18 protein-coding genes and 1 pseudogene are annotated in these 16931 nt (G+C 56.4%); 5 read left to right on the top strand and 14 right to left on the bottom strand.

Translation table 11 applies throughout. From position 1 onward, the window contains the following. Nucleotides 1-70: 70 nt before the first annotated feature. The 3 genes from radC to rpmG all read left to right on the top strand — a co-directional run bounded on the left by radC (nt 71) and on the right by rpmG (nt 1263). Nucleotides 71-745 (top strand): RadC family protein, encoded by a 675-nt coding sequence (gene radC, locus PS2015_RS14935; RefSeq protein ID WP_058023428.1) that lies wholly within the window; start codon nt 71-73, stop codon nt 743-745. 96 nt (nt 746-841) lie between these two features. Then, on the top strand, nt 842-1078 hold the full coding sequence (gene rpmB / locus PS2015_RS14930; RefSeq protein WP_058022977.1) for a 50S ribosomal protein L28: 237 nt from the start codon (nt 842-844) through the stop codon (nt 1076-1078). A 29-nt stretch (nt 1079-1107) separates the two neighbouring features. Then, a complete protein-coding gene (rpmG, locus tag PS2015_RS14925) occupies nt 1108-1263 on the top strand; it encodes a 50S ribosomal protein L33 (RefSeq protein ID WP_058022976.1) in 156 nt (51 codons plus the stop codon). Nucleotides 1264-1349: 86 nt separating this feature from the next. Here rpmG and PS2015_RS14920 read toward each other — a convergent pair whose 3' ends face one another. The 4 genes from PS2015_RS14920 to PS2015_RS14905 all read right to left on the bottom strand — a co-directional run bounded on the left by PS2015_RS14920 (nt 1350) and on the right by PS2015_RS14905 (nt 4654). Further along, nucleotides 1350-2318: a helix-turn-helix domain-containing protein gene (locus PS2015_RS14920; RefSeq protein ID WP_058022975.1), complete on the bottom strand. Its 969-nt coding sequence runs from the start codon at nt 2316-2318 to the stop codon at nt 1350-1352. 173 nt (nt 2319-2491) lie between these two features. Further along, nucleotides 2492-3466 (bottom strand): tRNA 5-methoxyuridine(34)/uridine 5-oxyacetic acid(34) synthase CmoB, encoded by a 975-nt coding sequence (gene cmoB, locus PS2015_RS14915; protein WP_058022974.1) that lies wholly within the window; start codon nt 3464-3466, stop codon nt 2492-2494. Further along, the gene (cmoA, locus tag PS2015_RS14910; protein ID WP_058022973.1) at nt 3466-4215 is read right to left on the bottom strand and encodes a carboxy-S-adenosyl-L-methionine synthase CmoA; all 750 of its coding nucleotides are present in this window, start codon (nt 4213-4215) and stop codon (nt 3466-3468) included. The genes cmoB and cmoA overlap by 1 nt, the downstream gene beginning before the upstream one ends. 16 nt (nt 4216-4231) lie before the next feature. After that, nucleotides 4232-4654 carry an HIT family protein gene (locus PS2015_RS14905; protein WP_058022972.1) on the bottom strand — a complete coding sequence of 141 codons (423 nt, stop codon included), beginning with the start codon at nt 4652-4654 and terminating at the stop codon, nt 4232-4234. Nucleotides 4655-4754: 100 nt separating this feature from the next. Here PS2015_RS14905 and PS2015_RS14900 point away from each other — a divergent pair, with 100 nt between their 5' ends. Then, nucleotides 4755-5525, top strand: a complete 771-nt coding sequence (locus PS2015_RS14900; protein WP_058022971.1) for a M48 family metallopeptidase — start codon at nt 4755-4757, stop codon at nt 5523-5525. 12 nt (nt 5526-5537) lie between these two features. Here the strand turns inward: PS2015_RS14900 and PS2015_RS14895 are convergent, their stop codons facing one another. From PS2015_RS14895 to rpoH, 7 genes are all read right to left on the bottom strand, one after another. After that, nucleotides 5538-7544, bottom strand: coding sequence for a TRAP transporter permease (locus tag PS2015_RS14895; RefSeq protein ID WP_058022970.1), 2007 nt, complete (start codon nt 7542-7544; stop codon nt 5538-5540). 49 nt (nt 7545-7593) lie between these two features. Beyond that, the gene (locus PS2015_RS14890) at nt 7594-8805 is read right to left on the bottom strand and encodes a TAXI family TRAP transporter solute-binding subunit (RefSeq protein ID WP_058022969.1); all 1212 of its coding nucleotides are present in this window, start codon (nt 8803-8805) and stop codon (nt 7594-7596) included. Between the two features lie 99 nt (nt 8806-8904). Then, complete coding sequence (trmB, locus tag PS2015_RS14885; protein WP_058022968.1) at nt 8905-9675, bottom strand: tRNA (guanosine(46)-N7)-methyltransferase TrmB; 771 nt, start codon at nt 9673-9675, stop codon at nt 8905-8907. Nucleotide 9676: 1 nt separating this feature from the next. Beyond that, nucleotides 9677-10477, bottom strand: coding sequence for a thiazole synthase (locus tag PS2015_RS14880; protein ID WP_058022967.1), 801 nt, complete (start codon nt 10475-10477; stop codon nt 9677-9679). A gap of 42 nt (nt 10478-10519) precedes the next feature. Further along, nucleotides 10520-10720 carry a sulfur carrier protein ThiS gene (gene thiS / locus PS2015_RS14875; protein ID WP_058022966.1) on the bottom strand — a complete coding sequence of 67 codons (201 nt, stop codon included), beginning with the start codon at nt 10718-10720 and terminating at the stop codon, nt 10520-10522. Further along, nucleotides 10717-11097 (bottom strand): DUF423 domain-containing protein, encoded by a 381-nt coding sequence (locus PS2015_RS14870; RefSeq protein WP_058022965.1) that lies wholly within the window; start codon nt 11095-11097, stop codon nt 10717-10719. Before PS2015_RS14870 ends, thiS begins: the two co-directional genes overlap by 4 nt. A 66-nt stretch (nt 11098-11163) precedes the next feature. Next, a complete protein-coding gene (gene rpoH, locus PS2015_RS14865; RefSeq protein WP_058023426.1) occupies nt 11164-12024 on the bottom strand; it encodes an RNA polymerase sigma factor RpoH in 861 nt (286 codons plus the stop codon). Nucleotides 12025-12146: 122 nt separating this feature from the next. Between rpoH and PS2015_RS14860 the strand changes: the two genes are divergently transcribed. Further along, a complete protein-coding gene (locus PS2015_RS14860; protein WP_082628173.1) occupies nt 12147-14243 on the top strand; it encodes a M13 family metallopeptidase in 2097 nt (698 codons plus the stop codon). Nucleotides 14244-14277: 34 nt separating this feature from the next. Here PS2015_RS14860 and ftsX read toward each other — a convergent pair whose 3' ends face one another. The 3 genes and pseudogenes from ftsX to ftsY form a co-directional block, all read right to left on the bottom strand. Then, the gene (gene ftsX, locus PS2015_RS14855; protein WP_156412765.1) at nt 14278-15270 is read right to left on the bottom strand and encodes a permease-like cell division protein FtsX; all 993 of its coding nucleotides are present in this window, start codon (nt 15268-15270) and stop codon (nt 14278-14280) included. Then, nucleotides 15230-15922: a cell division ATP-binding protein FtsE gene (gene ftsE, locus PS2015_RS14850; protein WP_058022963.1), complete on the bottom strand. Its 693-nt coding sequence runs from the start codon at nt 15920-15922 to the stop codon at nt 15230-15232. Before ftsE ends, ftsX begins: the two co-directional genes overlap by 41 nt. Then, a pseudogene (gene ftsY / locus PS2015_RS14845) lies at nt 15909-16856 on the bottom strand (signal recognition particle-docking protein FtsY); the annotation flags it as partial. The pseudogene ftsY and the gene ftsE, both read right to left, overlap by 14 nt. Between the last annotated feature and the right edge of the window lie 75 nt (nt 16857-16931).

Below are 16931 nucleotides of genomic sequence, written 5' to 3'. Positions count from 1 at the left end.
GGCGTTTTCGACAAGGCAGGTTTTTTGGAGAGCTGCTATAACAATGTACATGCAGCTTATGGAGAAGGTTATGGGGATCAAGGATTGGCCGGTGTCGGAGCGGCCCAGGGAAAAGCTATTGGCGGGCGGGCCGTCCAGTCTGTCAGACGCCGAATTGCTGGCGGTGTTTTTGCGCACCGGCACCCGTGGACAGACAGCCATCGATGTTGCCAGGCGCCTGCTGCTGGACTTTGGTGGTCTGTCCAGCATACTGGCGGCCAGCCTGGAGCAGTTCTGCCAGCACCAGGGCCTGGGGCCGGGCAAATATGTACAGTTTCAGGCGGTGCTGGAACTGGCCAGGCGCTATATGGGCGAGCGTCTGGCAGAAGCCGATGCCTTGACCAACTCGGATCTGACACGCGACTATCTGAGGGCAAGATTACGGGACTATCCGCATGAGGTTTTTGCCTGCCTGTACCTCAATAACCAGCATCAGGTGACAGGCATGGAGGAGCTCTTCACGGGCACCATCGACGGAGCGGCAGTGTATCCGCGGGAGGTGGTCAAGCGCTGCCTGCATCACAATGCGGCAGCGGTGATCTTCGCGCATAACCACCCGTCAGGCCTGGCAGAACCCAGCCAGGCCGACATCAGTATTACCCGGCGATTGACCACGGCCCTGAATACCATTGATGTCAGAGTGCTGGACCATGTGGTTGTCGGCAAGGCAGAGGTCGTTTCCTTTGCCGAGCGAGGGCTGCTTTAGTGAGGCAAAAAGGCGAAATAAGTTGCCTTTGGCAGGCTGTTTTGGTATAAATCGCGGCTCAAATTTTTCTGCACGGGTTTGTAACGAGGCAAGACCATGTCTAACGTATGTATGGTAACCGGCAAAAAGCCGATTACAGGCAACAATGTTTCTCACGCGAATAACAGAACGCGTCGTCGTTTTGTGCCGAACATCCAGTCACACCGTTTCTGGGTTGAGTCAGAGAAGCGTTTTGTGAAACTGAAAGTATCCACCAAAGGTATGCGTACCATCGACAAGAAAGGCATTGATGCTGTTCTGGCCGATATCCGTGCCAATGGCGTAAAAGTTTAATCAATAACCGAATCAGGTGGTAAGCAGCAATGCGCGATAAAATCAAACTGGTTTCTTCTGCAGGCACCGGTCACTTCTATACAACGGACAAAAACAAGCGTACTACACCAGACAAGATCGAAATCAAGAAGTTCGATCCGGTGGTACGTAAGCACGTGATCTACAAAGAAGCCAAGATCAAGTAAATCTTTGCCCTTGCAGCCCGTACAAAAACACCCGACAGGCCTTTGGCTTGCCGGGTGTTCCCGTTTGTGGGTCTGAAACAGCCTTGTTATTTCTGCTTGCTGAGTGATTTTGCCAGTTTTTGAGTGGCTGCAGCGAGCTTGGTATCCGTAGCCAGCTCTTTCTTCAGTTTCCCGACCGTTGTCGACACTGTGCCATAACGCTTGAGCTTGAACAGCCTGGCAATGGACTGCAGCGTGGTGGCGGACAGCTCCTGACACAGGTACATGGCGACCCAGCGCGGTACGTTCTTGGAGCCCGGACCACGGGCGGCCTGGTAAATGCTCTCTTCACTGACTTTGAAGTGTTTGGCAACCGCGGAGACAATGTCTTTGCAGCTGGGACGCCATTTGGCGTTAGCACCCCGTGATACACCTCTTGGCTTGCTGGCGCTGCGCTTGCCGGCGGCAAACTTGCGGAATTTCTCATCACCCATGACCGACAGCAGGTTTTTCTTGCCGTAGAAATGGGCCATTTCCTCATCGACGCCCATAGCCACGTAATCTGCATAAATCTTGTATCGACGGTTGGCGGGGCCTTCCAATTGTGCCAGTGCATCATCGCGCACCAGCCAGACCGGCGGTTTAACCTTGTTGGTATAGGCCGGGTAACTGCTCCATTCGTTCTTGTCCAGATCCTGCTTGCGCACACCCAGATGGATGTAGCGGGTCAGCGGCAGCAGGTATTTGTCAGCCTGCACCAGCACCGCTTTATAGCGACCTTTGAACAGAGAACCGTCAGATTTTTTCAGGCGCTGATAATACTGTGTGTACAAGCCGTCAATCTGGCGCATAAAGCGACTGAGATTTCCTTCCGGGGTCTTGATCAGCAAATGATACTGATCTTTCATCAGCACATAGGCATGAACCTGAACATTCAGTCGGCTACAGGTTTCTTCAAGAGCCTGCAGAAAGGCTTCGTAGTAGCGGGTTGAGGGGAAGGCGCGCTGGCCTTCCAGCGCATAGTTTGAGACGTGATAAACTGCATCCGGATACTCGATTCGAAGTGGACGTGCCATGATTTGAGTCCCTTTGTTATGAGCGATGTTTAGTATTATTGTTATGTATCGTTTTTATAAATTACAGTTGACCCCACTGATCAGCAATAATAGTGAACTACATCAAGCGCTAAGGTCAACAGCAAAATTAATTGTCGACTTTAACGAGTGTGAGAAGTAAACGCCTGGATTAATCAGGCAGGCACGTTGGCAATGGTGATGGCACGTTTGGGCGCGGGCAGGCCTTCAATGCTCAGAGCTGGGTTGTCTGGGTGCAGGCCGTCAATCAAGGACTGAAAGGGCATCCATTCTGTGGTGCGCTGCTCGGCCTGGCAAGTGACGTTAACGTCAACTGTGCGGATATTCTCGAAGCCGCAGCGGCGCAGCCAACTCTCTGTTGTGGCCACAGAGGGCAGGAACCACACATTATGCATTCTGCAGTAACGATCTGGTGGTGTCAGCGCATAACCTTCCTCACCATCGACCACCAATGTTTCCAGAATCAGTTCGCCGCCGGGACGCAGGCTCTCGAACAATTGAAACAAATGGTCAAATGGCGAGCGACGATGATAAAGCACGCCCATAGAAAACACGGTGTCAAACCAGGCACTTTTGGAGGGGAACTGATCAAGCGTGACGGGTACCACAAATACGGGCAGTTCGCGTAAGTAGTGCTGAATCAGACGATATTGGAAAAAGTAGGCCGGATGCGGATCCACGCCCAGAACAAAGCGGGCACCTTCCCCATAGGCACGATAACAATGGTAGGCATTGCCACTGCCCACGTCCATCACCCGCCTCCCGGCCAGTGGGCTGATGTGAGGCAGCAGCCGGTCCCACTTCATATCTGAACGCCACTCACTGTCAATCTCCACGCCAAAAAGTGACCACGGCCCCTTGCGCCACGGGATTTGCGTGCGCGCCGCTGCCAGGATGTTCTGGTATTGCTCTTCGCTGACATCGTCGCGGGTGCCAATGCGAACCATGGATTCAAGATCGATGGACGAAGGTGTGACATCAGGCAGGGCATCGTACATGGCCAGCCAGCGGTCGGTCAGGCCGTGCTTGCGTGAGTACAGGTAAGTCTCGCTGGCAAAATAGGTGATGTCTTCAAGCGGGCCGCCGTGCAGGATTTCTGCCAGGCGGACATCAGCGGTTGTGTCTCGCATCAGCGCACAGCCACCATGGATGTGAAGTTGAAGCATTGAAACCACACATCACAGGAGCGGAATCCAACCTGGGACAGCCTGTTCTTGTGCGCCTCGATGGTCTCTGGTATCAGCACGTTTTCCAGGGCAGTGCGTTTTTGTGCCACTTCCATTTCTGAATACCCCTGGGCGCGTTTGAACTGATGGTATAGATCAATAAACAGCTCATTCAGGTCATCAGCGGGGAAACGTATTTTCTCCGACAGAATCAGAATGCCGCCGGGGCGCATGCCATCGGCGATCTTCTGCACCAGGGCCTGGCGTTTGGCTGGAGCAATGAACTGCAGGGTGAAGTTAAGGACGACCACAGAGGCGTTGCTGATCTGTGACTCGCAAATATCCTGGCACACTACTTCAATGGGCAGCCCGGCAGAGTCAGGTTCTTGCAGGCGCTTTTGCAGGCGAGTTGTCATGGCCGGCGAATTATCGATGGCCAGCAGCCGATAGTCGCTGTGCTCTATCTGGTGTGCCATGGCCAGGCTGGCGCCGCCCAGTGAGCAGCCCAGATCATAAATGTGGCTGCCGGGGGTGCAGTAACGCGCGGCCAGCACACCAATCATGGACAGGATGGTGCCGTAGCCGGGCACGGAGCGGTTGATCATGTCGGTAAAAACAGCCGCTACCTTTTCATCGAACACGAAGTCGCTGCGCGACTGCGGGTCGGCAAAGATATTGTCTTTAAGCGGTGGTGTATCAGGGGATCGGGTCATTGTCAGTCTGCAGTTCTCAGTCGGCAGGCACGGAGGTCAGGCCCTGCTCTTGCAGTGCTGCCCGGATTTTATCAGCCGTCAGTTTCTGTGCATCATCAGCGCGGTCCTTGGCTTTAGAGAAATCCAGGTCACTGATGGCGTTGATGGGGAACAGGTGAAGGTGGGCATGCCGGACCTCCAGTCCCGCGATCATCAGTCCGGTTTTTTCGCAGGGAAACAGCTTGCGAAGCGTTTTCGACAGGGTGCTGGCAACCTGAAAAATGTGTGCAGTCAATTCCGGCGACATATCATCCCAGTGATCGACCTCTTCGTGAGGGATAAGCTGCAGATGGCCTTCATTGATCGGTTTAATGGTCAGGATGGCAAAACAGCGGCCATCATCCCACAGCAGATGACCGGGAAGCTGTCCCAGGCGGATTTGTGTAAACAGGCTGCTCATTAGCGGATCATCCGGGTAGCGGCTATGGAAGGCGCTATTATGAGGCAATTCGTGGTACAGTCCAACCGACGAAAGAGCAGGCAGCGGCGGGACTTCGCGGATGTTAACGCGCAGATTGCAGACAGGCATGGAATCCAGGCAGATTGAACATCTGGCTGTTGCCGATTTGCCGCTGGATTGTCGCCTGGTGCGCAGCCGTCGCAAAAGTTTGGCGGTGCATGTGCGCCATGATCTGATTGAGGTCCGGGCGCCGGCCTTTGTGGGCCGGGGTGATATCCTGAAGTTCCTGGACAAGCACCGCGGCTGGGTGCTGCGCAAGGTCCAGGAAAAGCAGCAACGTCATTCGGAACGATTGAGCCTGTCTGATGGTGGGCAGATCCTGTACAAGGCCCGGCTGTTAAACATCGAATTGTGCGACAGCGCCCGCTCCGGCGTCATTCTTGCTCCGCTGGACTCCCCTCACACAATGCGCATCTGTGGTCCCGGTGTAAAGGGGGGGCGTGTTGACCAGCAGTCTGCGGCTGCGCAGGTACTGAAGCGTTGGCTGCAGCAGCAGGCTAAAGATTATTTACCGGCCAGGACGCGCGCATTGGCTGAATATCTGGGTGTGGGGCACAAGCTTAAAGAAGTGGTGCTCCGCAAAACGCGTAGCAAATGGGGCCACTGCACGTCGGGCGGGCGGATACAGTACAACTGGCTGATCATGCTGGCGCCGGATGGCGTGATTGACTACATGATTGCTCATGAAGTCTGCCATTTGTTGCACATGAATCACTCAGCCGTTTACTGGCAGGCGGTGGCAAAAGTCTGCCCCGACTACCAGCGTTATGTCGGCTGGTTAAAGGATAACGAGCACCGCTTGTGGTTCTAGGCCGGGCTGTTGTCAGACAGCCTGGCTCTGCGCTGATTTTCGCTGGGCAATGGCGATGGTCATGCCGGCTATAAGCAAAACGATGCTCACGCCCAGTAGCATGGCCTGATTCAGCCCCAGCATACCGCCTGATGGTGCCGCCAGCGCCAGACCCGATACGCAGACGAAGCCCCGCCCAATCAGCCCCAGTCGACCTTCACCCAGGCGTCCAAATCCCAGCAGATAACCCTGCAGACCGGCAGAGAGCAAAGCGACACCCAGCAGAGCTGTGCTGATCAGCAAGGCCGCTTCCCCGAATGAGCCTTGCAGCAGCAATGCCGGGTTGAAGACAAAGAAGAAGGGGATGAAGTAGATAATGGCACCCAGGCGCATGGCCTCCCAGCCAGCCCGCATGGGCGACACCTGCGCTACAGATGCCGCAGCGAAGGCCGCCAGTGCCACAGGCGGGGTGATAAAGCTGAGCATGCCCCAGTACATGATGAACATGTGCGAAGCCAGCGGATCGAGTCCCGCGTTGATCAGCGCCGGCGCCAGCACGATGGCCAGGAATATATAGGCGGCAGTGACCGTCATGCCAATACCCAGCACAAAGCTGGTAATGGCGCCCATGATCAACAGCACCAGAATATTATCGCCGGCCAGATAGACCAGATCATTGGCCAGCGTACCGGCCATGCCAGTCACTGCCAGCGCACCCACGATCAGGCCGATGGCCGCCAGAATGCCTGCCAGTTCAGCCATCAGGCGGCCGGTGGCGGCCACCATGAGCATGAACTTCTTCAGATCCATGCGATGTGACGTGAACTGATTGATAATCAACAGTGCGGCTGTGGCGATAAACGGCGCGGTGGCTTCACGCTGCATGTACACCAGCATCACCGTCAGAATTACAAACACCGCGATAAAGTACCAACCCTCTTTGAAGACCTGCCCCAGCCGTGGCAACTCCTCTTTGGGCAAGCCCTTCAATTCATTACGGGCTGAATACGCATCGATCTGCATGAACAGGCCAAAGAAGTACAGCACGGAGGGCACGATGGCCGCCACCGCGATGGTGACGTAACTCACGCCAAGGAAGCTGGCCATGACAAAGGCGGTGGCACCCATGATCGGCGGCATCAACACGCCGCCAGTGGAGGCGCAGGCCTCAACGCCCGAGGCGTATCCTCTGGAGAAGCCAACCCGGCGCATGGCCGGAATGGACAACGGCCCGGTGGTCAGTACGTTAGTGATCGGGCCGCCACTCATGGAGCCCATCAGACCACTGGAGAAGATAGCCACCTTGGCCGGACCGCCGCGCATGTGACCGAGCAGGGCAAAGGCCAGGTTGATGAAGAAGGGGCCGCCGCCGGTGTATTGCAGCGACACGCCAAACAGGATGAAACCAAACACCAGCATGGCAAAGGAGTTAAGCGCCACACCAAAGACACTCTCTTCACCCAGCACGTGGAAGATCGCGACATCGTGTACAGGCATACCGATACCGGCAATGACGGCCGGCATCTTGTCGGCATACGTGGGATACAGCGATAGCGTCAGCACGATAAAAAAGATCGGCCAGCCGCCTGCCCGCCTGCCAGCTTCCAGAATAATCACCCAGGTTACCAGGGCCAGCACGATGCCCTGCACGGGAGCCGCGTATTCCCAGGCATCCAGAATAATTCGCTCGGCGTTAAAGGCGAAATAGGAAAATATGACGGCGATCAGCCCGATAATGACCTTGTCATACCAGGGCACAAAGTTCAGGTTGCTCTTGTGCGAAGGGAAGGTGATAAACACCATGATCAGCATCAGTCCGGTGATCAGGTACAGATAACGCCCGTCCAGCATGGTGTAATCGATGAAAAAGCCCAGCGCAAAAATCTGGTTGGTGGCCAGCAAGGTGGCCAGAGCCGTCAGCACGGCCATGACGGCGCGCCATTTTGTGGCCAGCTCACGGTAGCGGCCAATGGCAGGCAGTTCTCCCTCGTCTTTTTCGTCGTCTTTGGGTTTGATCGGCGGAACAATGCTGTTTGTCATGAGAGATTTCTTATTGTAAACGGTTAAAAATTAAGGCTCAGGGCGATGCTTATTGGGTTTCGGCCAGTGTGATCAGCCCGCGGGCTTCCAGCGCCTGCTCACGATGTGCCAGCCAGCCTGCTTCAAAGGCCGCACGGTCTTCCGGCGCACCGGGCAGATACTCCTGCCAGGCTTCCATCAGTACCTGCTGGCGAAACAGGTTGTCCTGTTGCTTGCTTTCGGCTTCGGGTGACCAGATGCCAATTTCCTTGAAGTAACGAATGGCGCCCTCGTGATAGGGGATGAAGGCATTTTCCAGTTGCTGGCCGTTGATGCGCCAGCCATTGGCACCCGGGGCGGAGTTTTTGTACTCATCGTAATGCACCGCGATGACTTTGGTCATGCCATACACCATGTCCTGGTCCAGATCATCCATGGCGACCAGCAGTGGGTAAGCCGAGGTGAACACCTCGATGCCGGTATTGACGTCGATAGCTGGCCCTTCTGTGGCGACATGCGGCACATACCACGGTAGACGGCTGCGCACGCGCTCAACAGCCTCGGCGTCATCTGGGGGGAACTCCACCCAGAACAGCCCGCGAGGCGAGGAGTCCAGGCGCATAAAGGGCGGTGAGTTGCAGGCGCCGCCAGCCACATCGGCGCGGTTGTTGATCACCGCATCAATGGAGGCGTTATAACCACCGACATCGATACGTTCCACATCATCCCAGGTCAAATTGGCGTAGGCCAGTAATGCAGTGGTGGCATTGTTGAGTGATGGCGCACCCTGTACAAAGGTCACCCGCTTGCCTTTGATGTCGTCCACTGTGCGGATGTCCGCATCTGCCGCAGTGGCCAGGCTGAAGGAGCAACTGGTGGAAAAATTGGAGAGCAGGGCGCGGATGGGTTGGGGGCCCCAGATGCGGGCGGCGAAGTTGAGAATGCCTTCCTGCGCATAAACTGCCTCCGAGCCACCGGCTGACATATTGACTCGACCAGCGTTCAGCGTGGCCAGACGGGAAACGTCATTACGCCCTGGCACCACACGCAGATTCACGCCGTATTGACGCTGCAGAATATTGCCAATGGCGACTGCCTGGCTGTATCCACCGGTGCCGGTTGGATAGGCAGACCAGGCCACCGTCTGGGGCATGTTCAGTTGTCCGGCAGGAGGGTTTTCCGGAAGCTCCTCAACACCGCAGGCTGACAGGGCGAAAAGACCTGCTGTCAGAAAGCTGAAGCGCAAAGTGCGGCGGATCAGGGGGGAAACCAGCGTGACCATCTGTGTGCGTTCTCCTGCGATAGGAACCGTAAACCAGTGCCGAAGAATAACGCAGCTAATGCCGCAAAGCCAGACAGTGCGGCGTGCTGATCAGATCAATCAGGGTTGGGGCGGGTTGAATGTATAAACCAGATCCCAGACGCCGTGTCCCAGCCGGTGACCCCGGCGCTCGAACTTGGTTTCCGGCCGGCCGGTGTGGCTGGCCCATGTGTCAGCGCCGGCGGTATTGTGCAGTGCAGGGTTGGCCTGCATGACTTCCAGCATGTGTTCGGCGTAGTGCTGCCAGTCAGTGGCCAGGTGGATAAATCCGCCTGGCTGTAGTTTGGCGGTCAGCTTTTCGACAAAGGCCGGCTGAATCAGGCGGCGCTTGTGGTGCTTCTTTTTGTGCCAGGGGTCGGGGAAAAAAATCTGCACACCTGCCAGTGAGTGGTCGGCGATACAGTCGCGTAGAATTTCTACAGCATCGTGGCAATAGATACGCAGGTTCGTGATCTCGTTCACGGCGATGGTATTTAACAGCTTGCCGACGCCAGGCCGGTGTACCTCGATGCCGATATAATCCTTGTCGGGGTTGGCCATGGCCATCTCGGCCAGGGAGTCGCCCATGCCGAAGCCAATTTCGACAACCAGCGGCGCTTTACGGCCAAACACCTGTTCGGGATCAAGCAATTGCTTGGTCTGCTCAATGACATAGTCAACCCAGTATTTATCCAAAGCTTCTTTCTGGGATGTGGTCAGCCGGCCGGCGCGGATAACAAAGCTGCGTAAAGGTCGGTGATGAGCCGTGTTGGTGAGTAGTTGCTTCGTCTCTGACGACTGATCTTCTTCGCTTAATGTATGCTGGTCGATTGAAATAGGTGAGTCGCTCATATCAGAAAAATGTGCCATCAATCGGTGAAGAAGCACTGGCATAAAGCTTGCGCGGCATCCGACCGGCCAGCCAGGCTTCCCGACCACTGTCCACGGCCTTGCGCATAGCGGAGGCCATCAATACAGGGTCGCCGGCCTCTGCAATGGCCGTGTTCATCAACACGCCGTCACAGCCCAGCTCCATGGCAATGGTCGCATCAGATGCGGTACCCACGCCGGCATCCACGATAATCGGTACCGTGGCGTTCTCCAGAATCATGCGGATATTGTAGGGATTGCGTATGCCCAGACCTGAGCCAATGGGCGCACCCAGCGGCATCACGGCGATGCAGCCGATCTCCTCCAGTCGCTTGGCAATCAGCGGGTCATCACTGGTATAAACCATTACGTCAAAACCGTCGGCCACCAGCTGCTCGGCGGCAACCAGGGTTTCGGTGACATTGGGATAAAGAGTTTTCTGGTCGCCCAGCACTTCCAGCTTGACCAGCTTGTGCCCGTCCAGCAGCTCACGGGCCATGCGGCAGGTACGCACGGCATCAGCCGCGGTATAGCAGCCAGCGGTATTGGGCAGGATGGTATATTTGTCTGGCGAAATGACGTCCAGCAGATTGGGTTCGCCTTTGTTCTGGCCCAGATTGACGCGGCGGATGGCTACGGTGATCATTTCTGCACCGCTGGCCTGCAGGGCCGCCAGGTTCTGGTCAAAATCCTGGTATTTGCCGCTGCCAATGATCAGGCGTGACTGGTAGGTCTTGCCAGCCAGAATCAGGGGCTTGTCGTTGCGGGAGTTAACATTTGTCATGATAGTTGTGGTCCTTGTTCAGGCAGTTACAGGCTGAATGCATCAGCCGCCGCCAATGGCGTGCACGATTTCGACGACATCACCTTCCTTTAGCGGCTGTTCGGCGTGCTGACTGCGGGGAATAATCTGCTGATTCAGTTCGACGGCCACCCGGCCACCTGTCATGTGCAGATGCTCAAGCAGTTGAGTGATGGAGCTGGCGGCCGGCAGTTCAACCGCATCGCCATTAACCGTGATCTTCATGCCGTCTTACCGCCCAGCACGGCTGCTGACAGCAACAGCCAGCCAGTCAGGAAGGCTACACCGCCGATCGGCGTAATGGCACCCAGCCAGCGGACGCCACTTAGACTGAGGATATAAAGGCTGCCGGAAAAAATGATGATGCCGACCAGAAAGGCCCAGCCGCTGGCCTTGAGCAGGGCGGACTCCTGATAGTGCAGACACAGTAGCCCAACACCAAACAGCGCCAGGGCATGATACATCTGGTATTGCACGCCGGTCTGGAAAATGGCCAGCAGGTCTTCTGGCAGACGGGCTCGCAGGCCATGTGCGGCAAAGGCGCCAAGGCCCACAGCAAGGAAGCCGTTGATGGCAGCAATGGCGATAAAAACAGCAGACATTCAGGTGTTCTCCGAATAAAAAAGCCGCTGAACAGGCAGCGGCTTTTGATCAATGCCGACAGTGCGTCAGGCGGTCAGTACGCCACGCACCTTGTTCATGGCATTCTGCTCCAGCTGGCGTATCCGTTCAGCTGATACATTGTACTTGGCAGCCAGTTCATGCAGCGTGGCTTTCTGATCGGTCAGCCAGCGGCTGGTGATGATATCGCGACTGCGCTCATCCAGTTCGCTCATGGCCTTGTGCAGGTTGCTGGTCTGCTGCTCTTCCCACTCGGCGTCTTCAATTTCCCGGGCCATATCGGAGGAACTGTCTTCCAGGTAGTAGGCCGGTGATTGATAGGCTTCGTCATCGTCCGCTTCGGTGGGTGCATCGAAGGCCTTGTCATAGGCGCTCATGCGTCCTTCCATCTGGCGGACAACGGTTGCATCCACACCAAGATCTTCGGCGACCGCCTGTGCTTCGTCGTTACTCAGCCAGCCCAGGCTCTTTTTGGCACTGCGCAGGTTGAAGAACAGCTTGCGCTGCGCTTTGGTGGTGGCGATTTTTACGATACGCCAGTTGCGCAGGATAAACTCGTGCATTTCTGCCTTGATCCAGTGCACGGCAAAAGACACCAGACGCACGCCCATCTCCGGATTGAAGCGCTTGACGGCCTTCATCAGACCGACGTTACCTTCCTGAATCAGGTCTGCCTGCGACAGACCGTAACCCGAGTAGCTGCGGGCCAGGTGCACAACAAAGCGCAGGTGCGCCATAACCAGCTGGCGCGCCGCTTCAAGATTATTTTCGTAATAGTATTGGTTGGCCAGCTCGCGCTCTTCCTCTGCGCTGAGTACCGGAATGCTGTTGACCGAGGCGATATACGCCGTCAGATCACGACCCGGTACGGCCGGGCCGACCAGTTGTAAACTTCGTCCTGTCGTCATATTCTCTGGGCCCATATACGTTTCAGTTGATCCTCAGTATTGGCTGAATCAGAATTTTATTGACTCTTATTGACCTTCAACAGACCTTATTCTAGCACTATTTATTACATGAGTGATGAGCTATGTCCAGTTTCAGATTAATCCGGTCCATCCGCCTGGCAACGGTCGCTGGCGCTTTTTTGGTAACAGCTGCCTGTTCACAGGAGGCAACTGATCAAAGCCAAAATGCAGATACCCAACAGGCCGCCTCAACGTCAAACAGCCAGGTGTTGGGTCTAGGTGTTGATCTGCGGAATATGGATACCTCAGTTCGCCCTCAGGACGATTTCTATCGCTACGTTAATGGAGGTTGGGACGACCGCACGGAAATTCCAGAGGACCGTTCGCGCTGGGGCAGCTTTGATGAACTGCGCGAAAACGCTGAACAGCGTGTGCTGGACATCATCAATGATTTTTCCCGTCCTGGTGCCGCGCAGACTGCTGAGCAGCAGAAGATTGCTGATGTCTATCAGTCCTTTATGGATGAGTCGGCGATCGCCAGTCTGGGCCTGCAGCCCTTGCAGGCAGACCTGCAGGCCATCGCCGCATTGAGCGACCATGATGCATTGCTGGAATTCTGGGCCCAGGCGCCGGGACGCGGTCTGGCCGCGCCGCTGGGGTTTGGCGTCAGTCAGGACCAGCGCCAGTCAGACAGCTACATCACTACCCTGGCGCAGTCAGGGCTGGGCATGCCGGATCGCGATTACTACCTGAGTGATAATGCCCGCTTTGCCGAGATCCGGGAGCTGTACAGGTTGCATATCGCTGAGTTACTGCAATTGGCCGGGCATGAAGATGCTGAAGGGGCTGCGCAGCGTATTATCGATGCAGAGACGCGGCTGGCTGAAGCTCAGTGGACCCGGGTACAGAATCGTGACCGCAACGCCACCTACAACCGCATGACGCCGCGGGAACTGGCTGAGCAGGTGCCGGGCATCGACTGGCTGCGTTATCTGAACAGCACAGAGCTGCCGTCAATTGATGCTCTGGTGGTCCGTCAGCCGACTTATTTGCAGGCCCTGGCAGACATGCACCGCGACATCAGCATGCAGGCCTGGCGCGACTATCATCACTATCACCTGATCCGCTCGGCGGCGCCGTATTTGACGGAAGACTTTGTGCAGGCGCATCACGACTTTTTTGGTCGGGAGTTGAGCGGCCTGCAGGCCCAGAGACCGCGAGACCGCCGTGCTGTCGACATGGTAGACCGCCTGTTGGGTTTTGCCGTCGGTCGTATTTATGTCGAGCGTCACTTTCAGCAGGAAGCCAAAGATCGGATGGATGACCTGGTACAGAATCTGCTGGCGCAGTTCGAGGTGGCGATCGACAATCTGGAATGGATGAGTGCCGATACCAAGGTCGAGGCACAGGCCAAGCTGGCTCGTCTCAATACCAAAATTGCCTATCCGGATGTCTGGAGAGACTACGAGTGCCTGCAGACCGCCCCTGATCAGTTGCTGCAGAACATCATGAATGCTGGTCGCTGTGAATTTCAGCGCAGCATCGCCCGTCTGGGTCAGCCCGTTGATCGTGAAGAGTGGTTCATGACACCACAGACAGTAAATGCTTACTACTCTCCAACAATGAATGAAATCGTCTTCCCGGCTGGTATCCTGCAGCCGCCATTTTTTAATGTCGAGGCCGATGAGGCGGTCAACTATGGCGCCATTGGTGCGGTTATCGGCCACGAGATTACCCACGGATTTGACGATCAGGGACGCCGTTCCGATGGTGAGGGCAATCTTCGCGACTGGTGGGCTGAGCAGGATGAGGTCCAGTTCCGCGAGCGTGCGCAGCGAATGATTGACCAGTTTGATGCCTATGAGCCGATTGAAGGCATGAATATTCAGGGCGCCTTGGCCCTGGGAGAGAATATTGCTGATCTGGGCGGCCTGACGGTGGCCTTCCAGGCCTGGCAGCGCAGTCTGCAGGGAGAACCGGCGCCAGTGATCGGCGGGTTCAGCGGAGAACAGCGATTCTTTCTGGGATATGGGCAGATCTGGCGCACCCTGTATCGTGAGGAGGCCATGCGCAGGCAGCTCACGACTGGCCCGCACTCACCGGGTATGTACCGGGTGCGGGGCACACTATCCAATATGCCGGAATTTTATGAGGCCTTTGACGTGCGCGAAGGCGATGGCATGTATCGGGCTGAGGATGTGCGCGTTAAAATCTGGTAAGCGGACCGTTGCGCGCCGCCAGGGCGCACAGCTTCTACTGATACTGACGCAGATGGCGCGAGACCGACAGTTTTGCGCCCAGCCAGCCAAGCATCGCGCTGCCGACAATCAGCAGTGCGGTAGCGACGGCATCCATACCCCGAAATTGATAGTTCTCGCCATAAAAGGCCAGCAGCTCATTGGCGGGCTGACTGATAAATGCCAGCAATGCCTGCAGTAACAGCCATGCCAGCAATCCGCCCAGCAGTCCATACCACATGCCCAGATATAGAAATGGCCTGATTATGTAGGAGCGGGTGGCGCCGATCAGGTTCATGACGCGGATTTCAGCCTCGCTGCTGGCGATAATGCTGCGAATACTGTTGCCGGTGATAAACAGTACGGCCAGCGCCAGCACGGTAATCAGGGCCCAGGTCAGACGCTGTCCCAGGCTGACGAAACGGTCCAGGCGGCTGGCCCAGGATTGGTCCATTTGTATGCGTTCCACGCCGGGCATATTGCGCACGATGGACACCAGTGCTTCGGCGGTTTCCAGCCGTGTATCGTTCGGTGTGATGATCACCGTGCCCGGTAGTGGGTTAGTCTCCATCGCCCGGACGATGTCACCCAGCCCGGACCATTGCGCGAATTCGATGGCAGCCTCATCGGGAGACAGGTAGACGATGCTTCTGACTTGCGGGTTGGATGCAAATCTTGCCTCGATGGCCTCGACATCATTGTCGGTTGCATTGTCTGCCAGATAAAGCGAGATCTGATTGGTATTGGCCAGGCTGTCACTGAATTGCACCAGGTTTTTGCCACTCACATACAGCAGCGCTGGCAGCAACAGAGCGATGCCTATGACTGCCAGCGTCATCAGTGTCGCAACAGGCTGCTCACGCAGTCGTTGCAAGGATTGACCGGCGCAATGTCGATGATTATCCAGCCAGGCCGCCAGTTTCTGTTTTTCGCTGCGCTCGCGGCGTGCGCCTTTTGGTAAATCCGTTTTAGCCATGCGCGTCTCCATGGCGACTGGGGTGCTGCTCATCGTTGATCAGTCGCCCCTGGTCCAGGGTCAGAATACGGTGTTTCAGGCGCGTGATCAGTGACAGGTCATGACTGGCAATCAGCATACTGACGCCAATCTGATTGAACTGTTCAAACAGGTGCATGATTTCAGCAGCCAGCTCCGGATCAAGGTTGCCGGTGGGTTCGTCCGCCAGCAGGATGGTTGGACGGTTAACCACGGCGCGAGCGATGCCGACCCGCTGCTGCTCTCCCCCGGACAGGGCGATGGGATTCATTTTTTCCTTGTCGAGCAGGCCGACTTTGTCCAGCGCGGCGCGCACTCTGCGTGCTGCCTCGCGACGCTCAAAACCATCGATCTGCAGGGGTAGCACCACATTGTCAAAGACGCTGCGGTCATACAGCAGTTGGTGATCCTGAAAAACTACACCAATGCGGCGGCGGTAAAAGGGTATCTGATTGGCAGACAGTCTGTTGATATTGCGCCCGCCCACCAGAATCTGACCCTGACTCAGCGGTTCCGAGCGCATCAGCAGTTTGAGCAATGTAGATTTGCCGGCACCGGAGCGTCCGGTCAGAAAGACCATGTCGCCGCGGGCCATCTCAAAGGAGACCTGCTTCAGGGCCTCGTGTCCGCCCGGATAGCGCTTGCTGACGTCGTCAAACCTGATCATCGTCATCCCGGTTGCTGAACAGGGCCGCCACAAAATCATCGGCATCAAAAGGTCGCAGATCTTCGGCCTGCTCGCCCACGCCAATGAAGCGAATAGGCAATTGCAGGGCTTTGGCGATGGCAAACACCATGCCGCCCTTGGCCGTGCCATCCAGTTTGGTCAGGCACAGGCCGGTCACCGAAACTGAATCGTTAAAGGCTTTGGCCTGACTCAGCGCGTTCTGGCCGGTGGTTGAGTCCAGCACCAGCAGCACTTCGTGTGGCAGTGATTCATCCTGCTTTTTGAGCACGCGGACGATTTTCTCAAGCTCCTGCATCAGATTGGACTTGTTGTGCAGTCGGCCAGCGGTGTCGGCAATCAGCACGTCGATGCCACGTGCTTTGGCTGACTGGTAAGCATCAAAGATGACGGATGCGCTGTCGGAGCCGGTGGCCTGCGCGACCACAGGTACTTGATTGCGCTCACCCCAGGCCTGCAGTTGCTCAACGGCGGCTGCCCGAAAAGTGTCACCAGCGGCCAGCATGACCTTGCGGTCTTCCTGCTGAAAGCGGCGCGCCAGTTTACCGATGGTAGTGGTTTTGCCAACGCCGTTTACGCCGACGACCAGAATGACATAAGGCTTCTTGCTGTCGTCGATAATCAGGGGTTGGCTACAGGGGGTGAGCAGACTTTGCAGCTCGCCGCGCAATTGCGACATTAGCTCGTCAGCATCGTTAAGCTGCTTGCGCTTCAGCCTGGCAGTGAGCGCTGAAATCACCTGGTCAGTGGCCTCGATGCCCACGTCTGCGGTCAGCAGTTGCATCTCAATCTCTTCCAGCAGTTCGGCGTCGATGGTCTTGCGACCGCTGACCAGGCTGACCAGGCCTTCTGCCAGATTGCTGCGGGTGCGGCTAAGACCCTGTTTCAGTCGCCCGAAAAAACCCGTCGACGTGTCCGTTGATTCGGAAGTCTGTGGAGTGTCGCTGGTTTTTTTGCCGAAGCCGAACATACGCAAGCCCTGAATCTGTGT

Origin of the sequence: Pseudohongiella spirulinae, from assembly GCF_001444425.1 — a bacterium.
GTDB classification, from domain to species: Bacteria; Pseudomonadota; Gammaproteobacteria; order Pseudomonadales; family Pseudohongiellaceae; genus Pseudohongiella; species Pseudohongiella spirulinae.
This window is presented reverse-complemented; position numbering and strand designations above follow the sequence as displayed.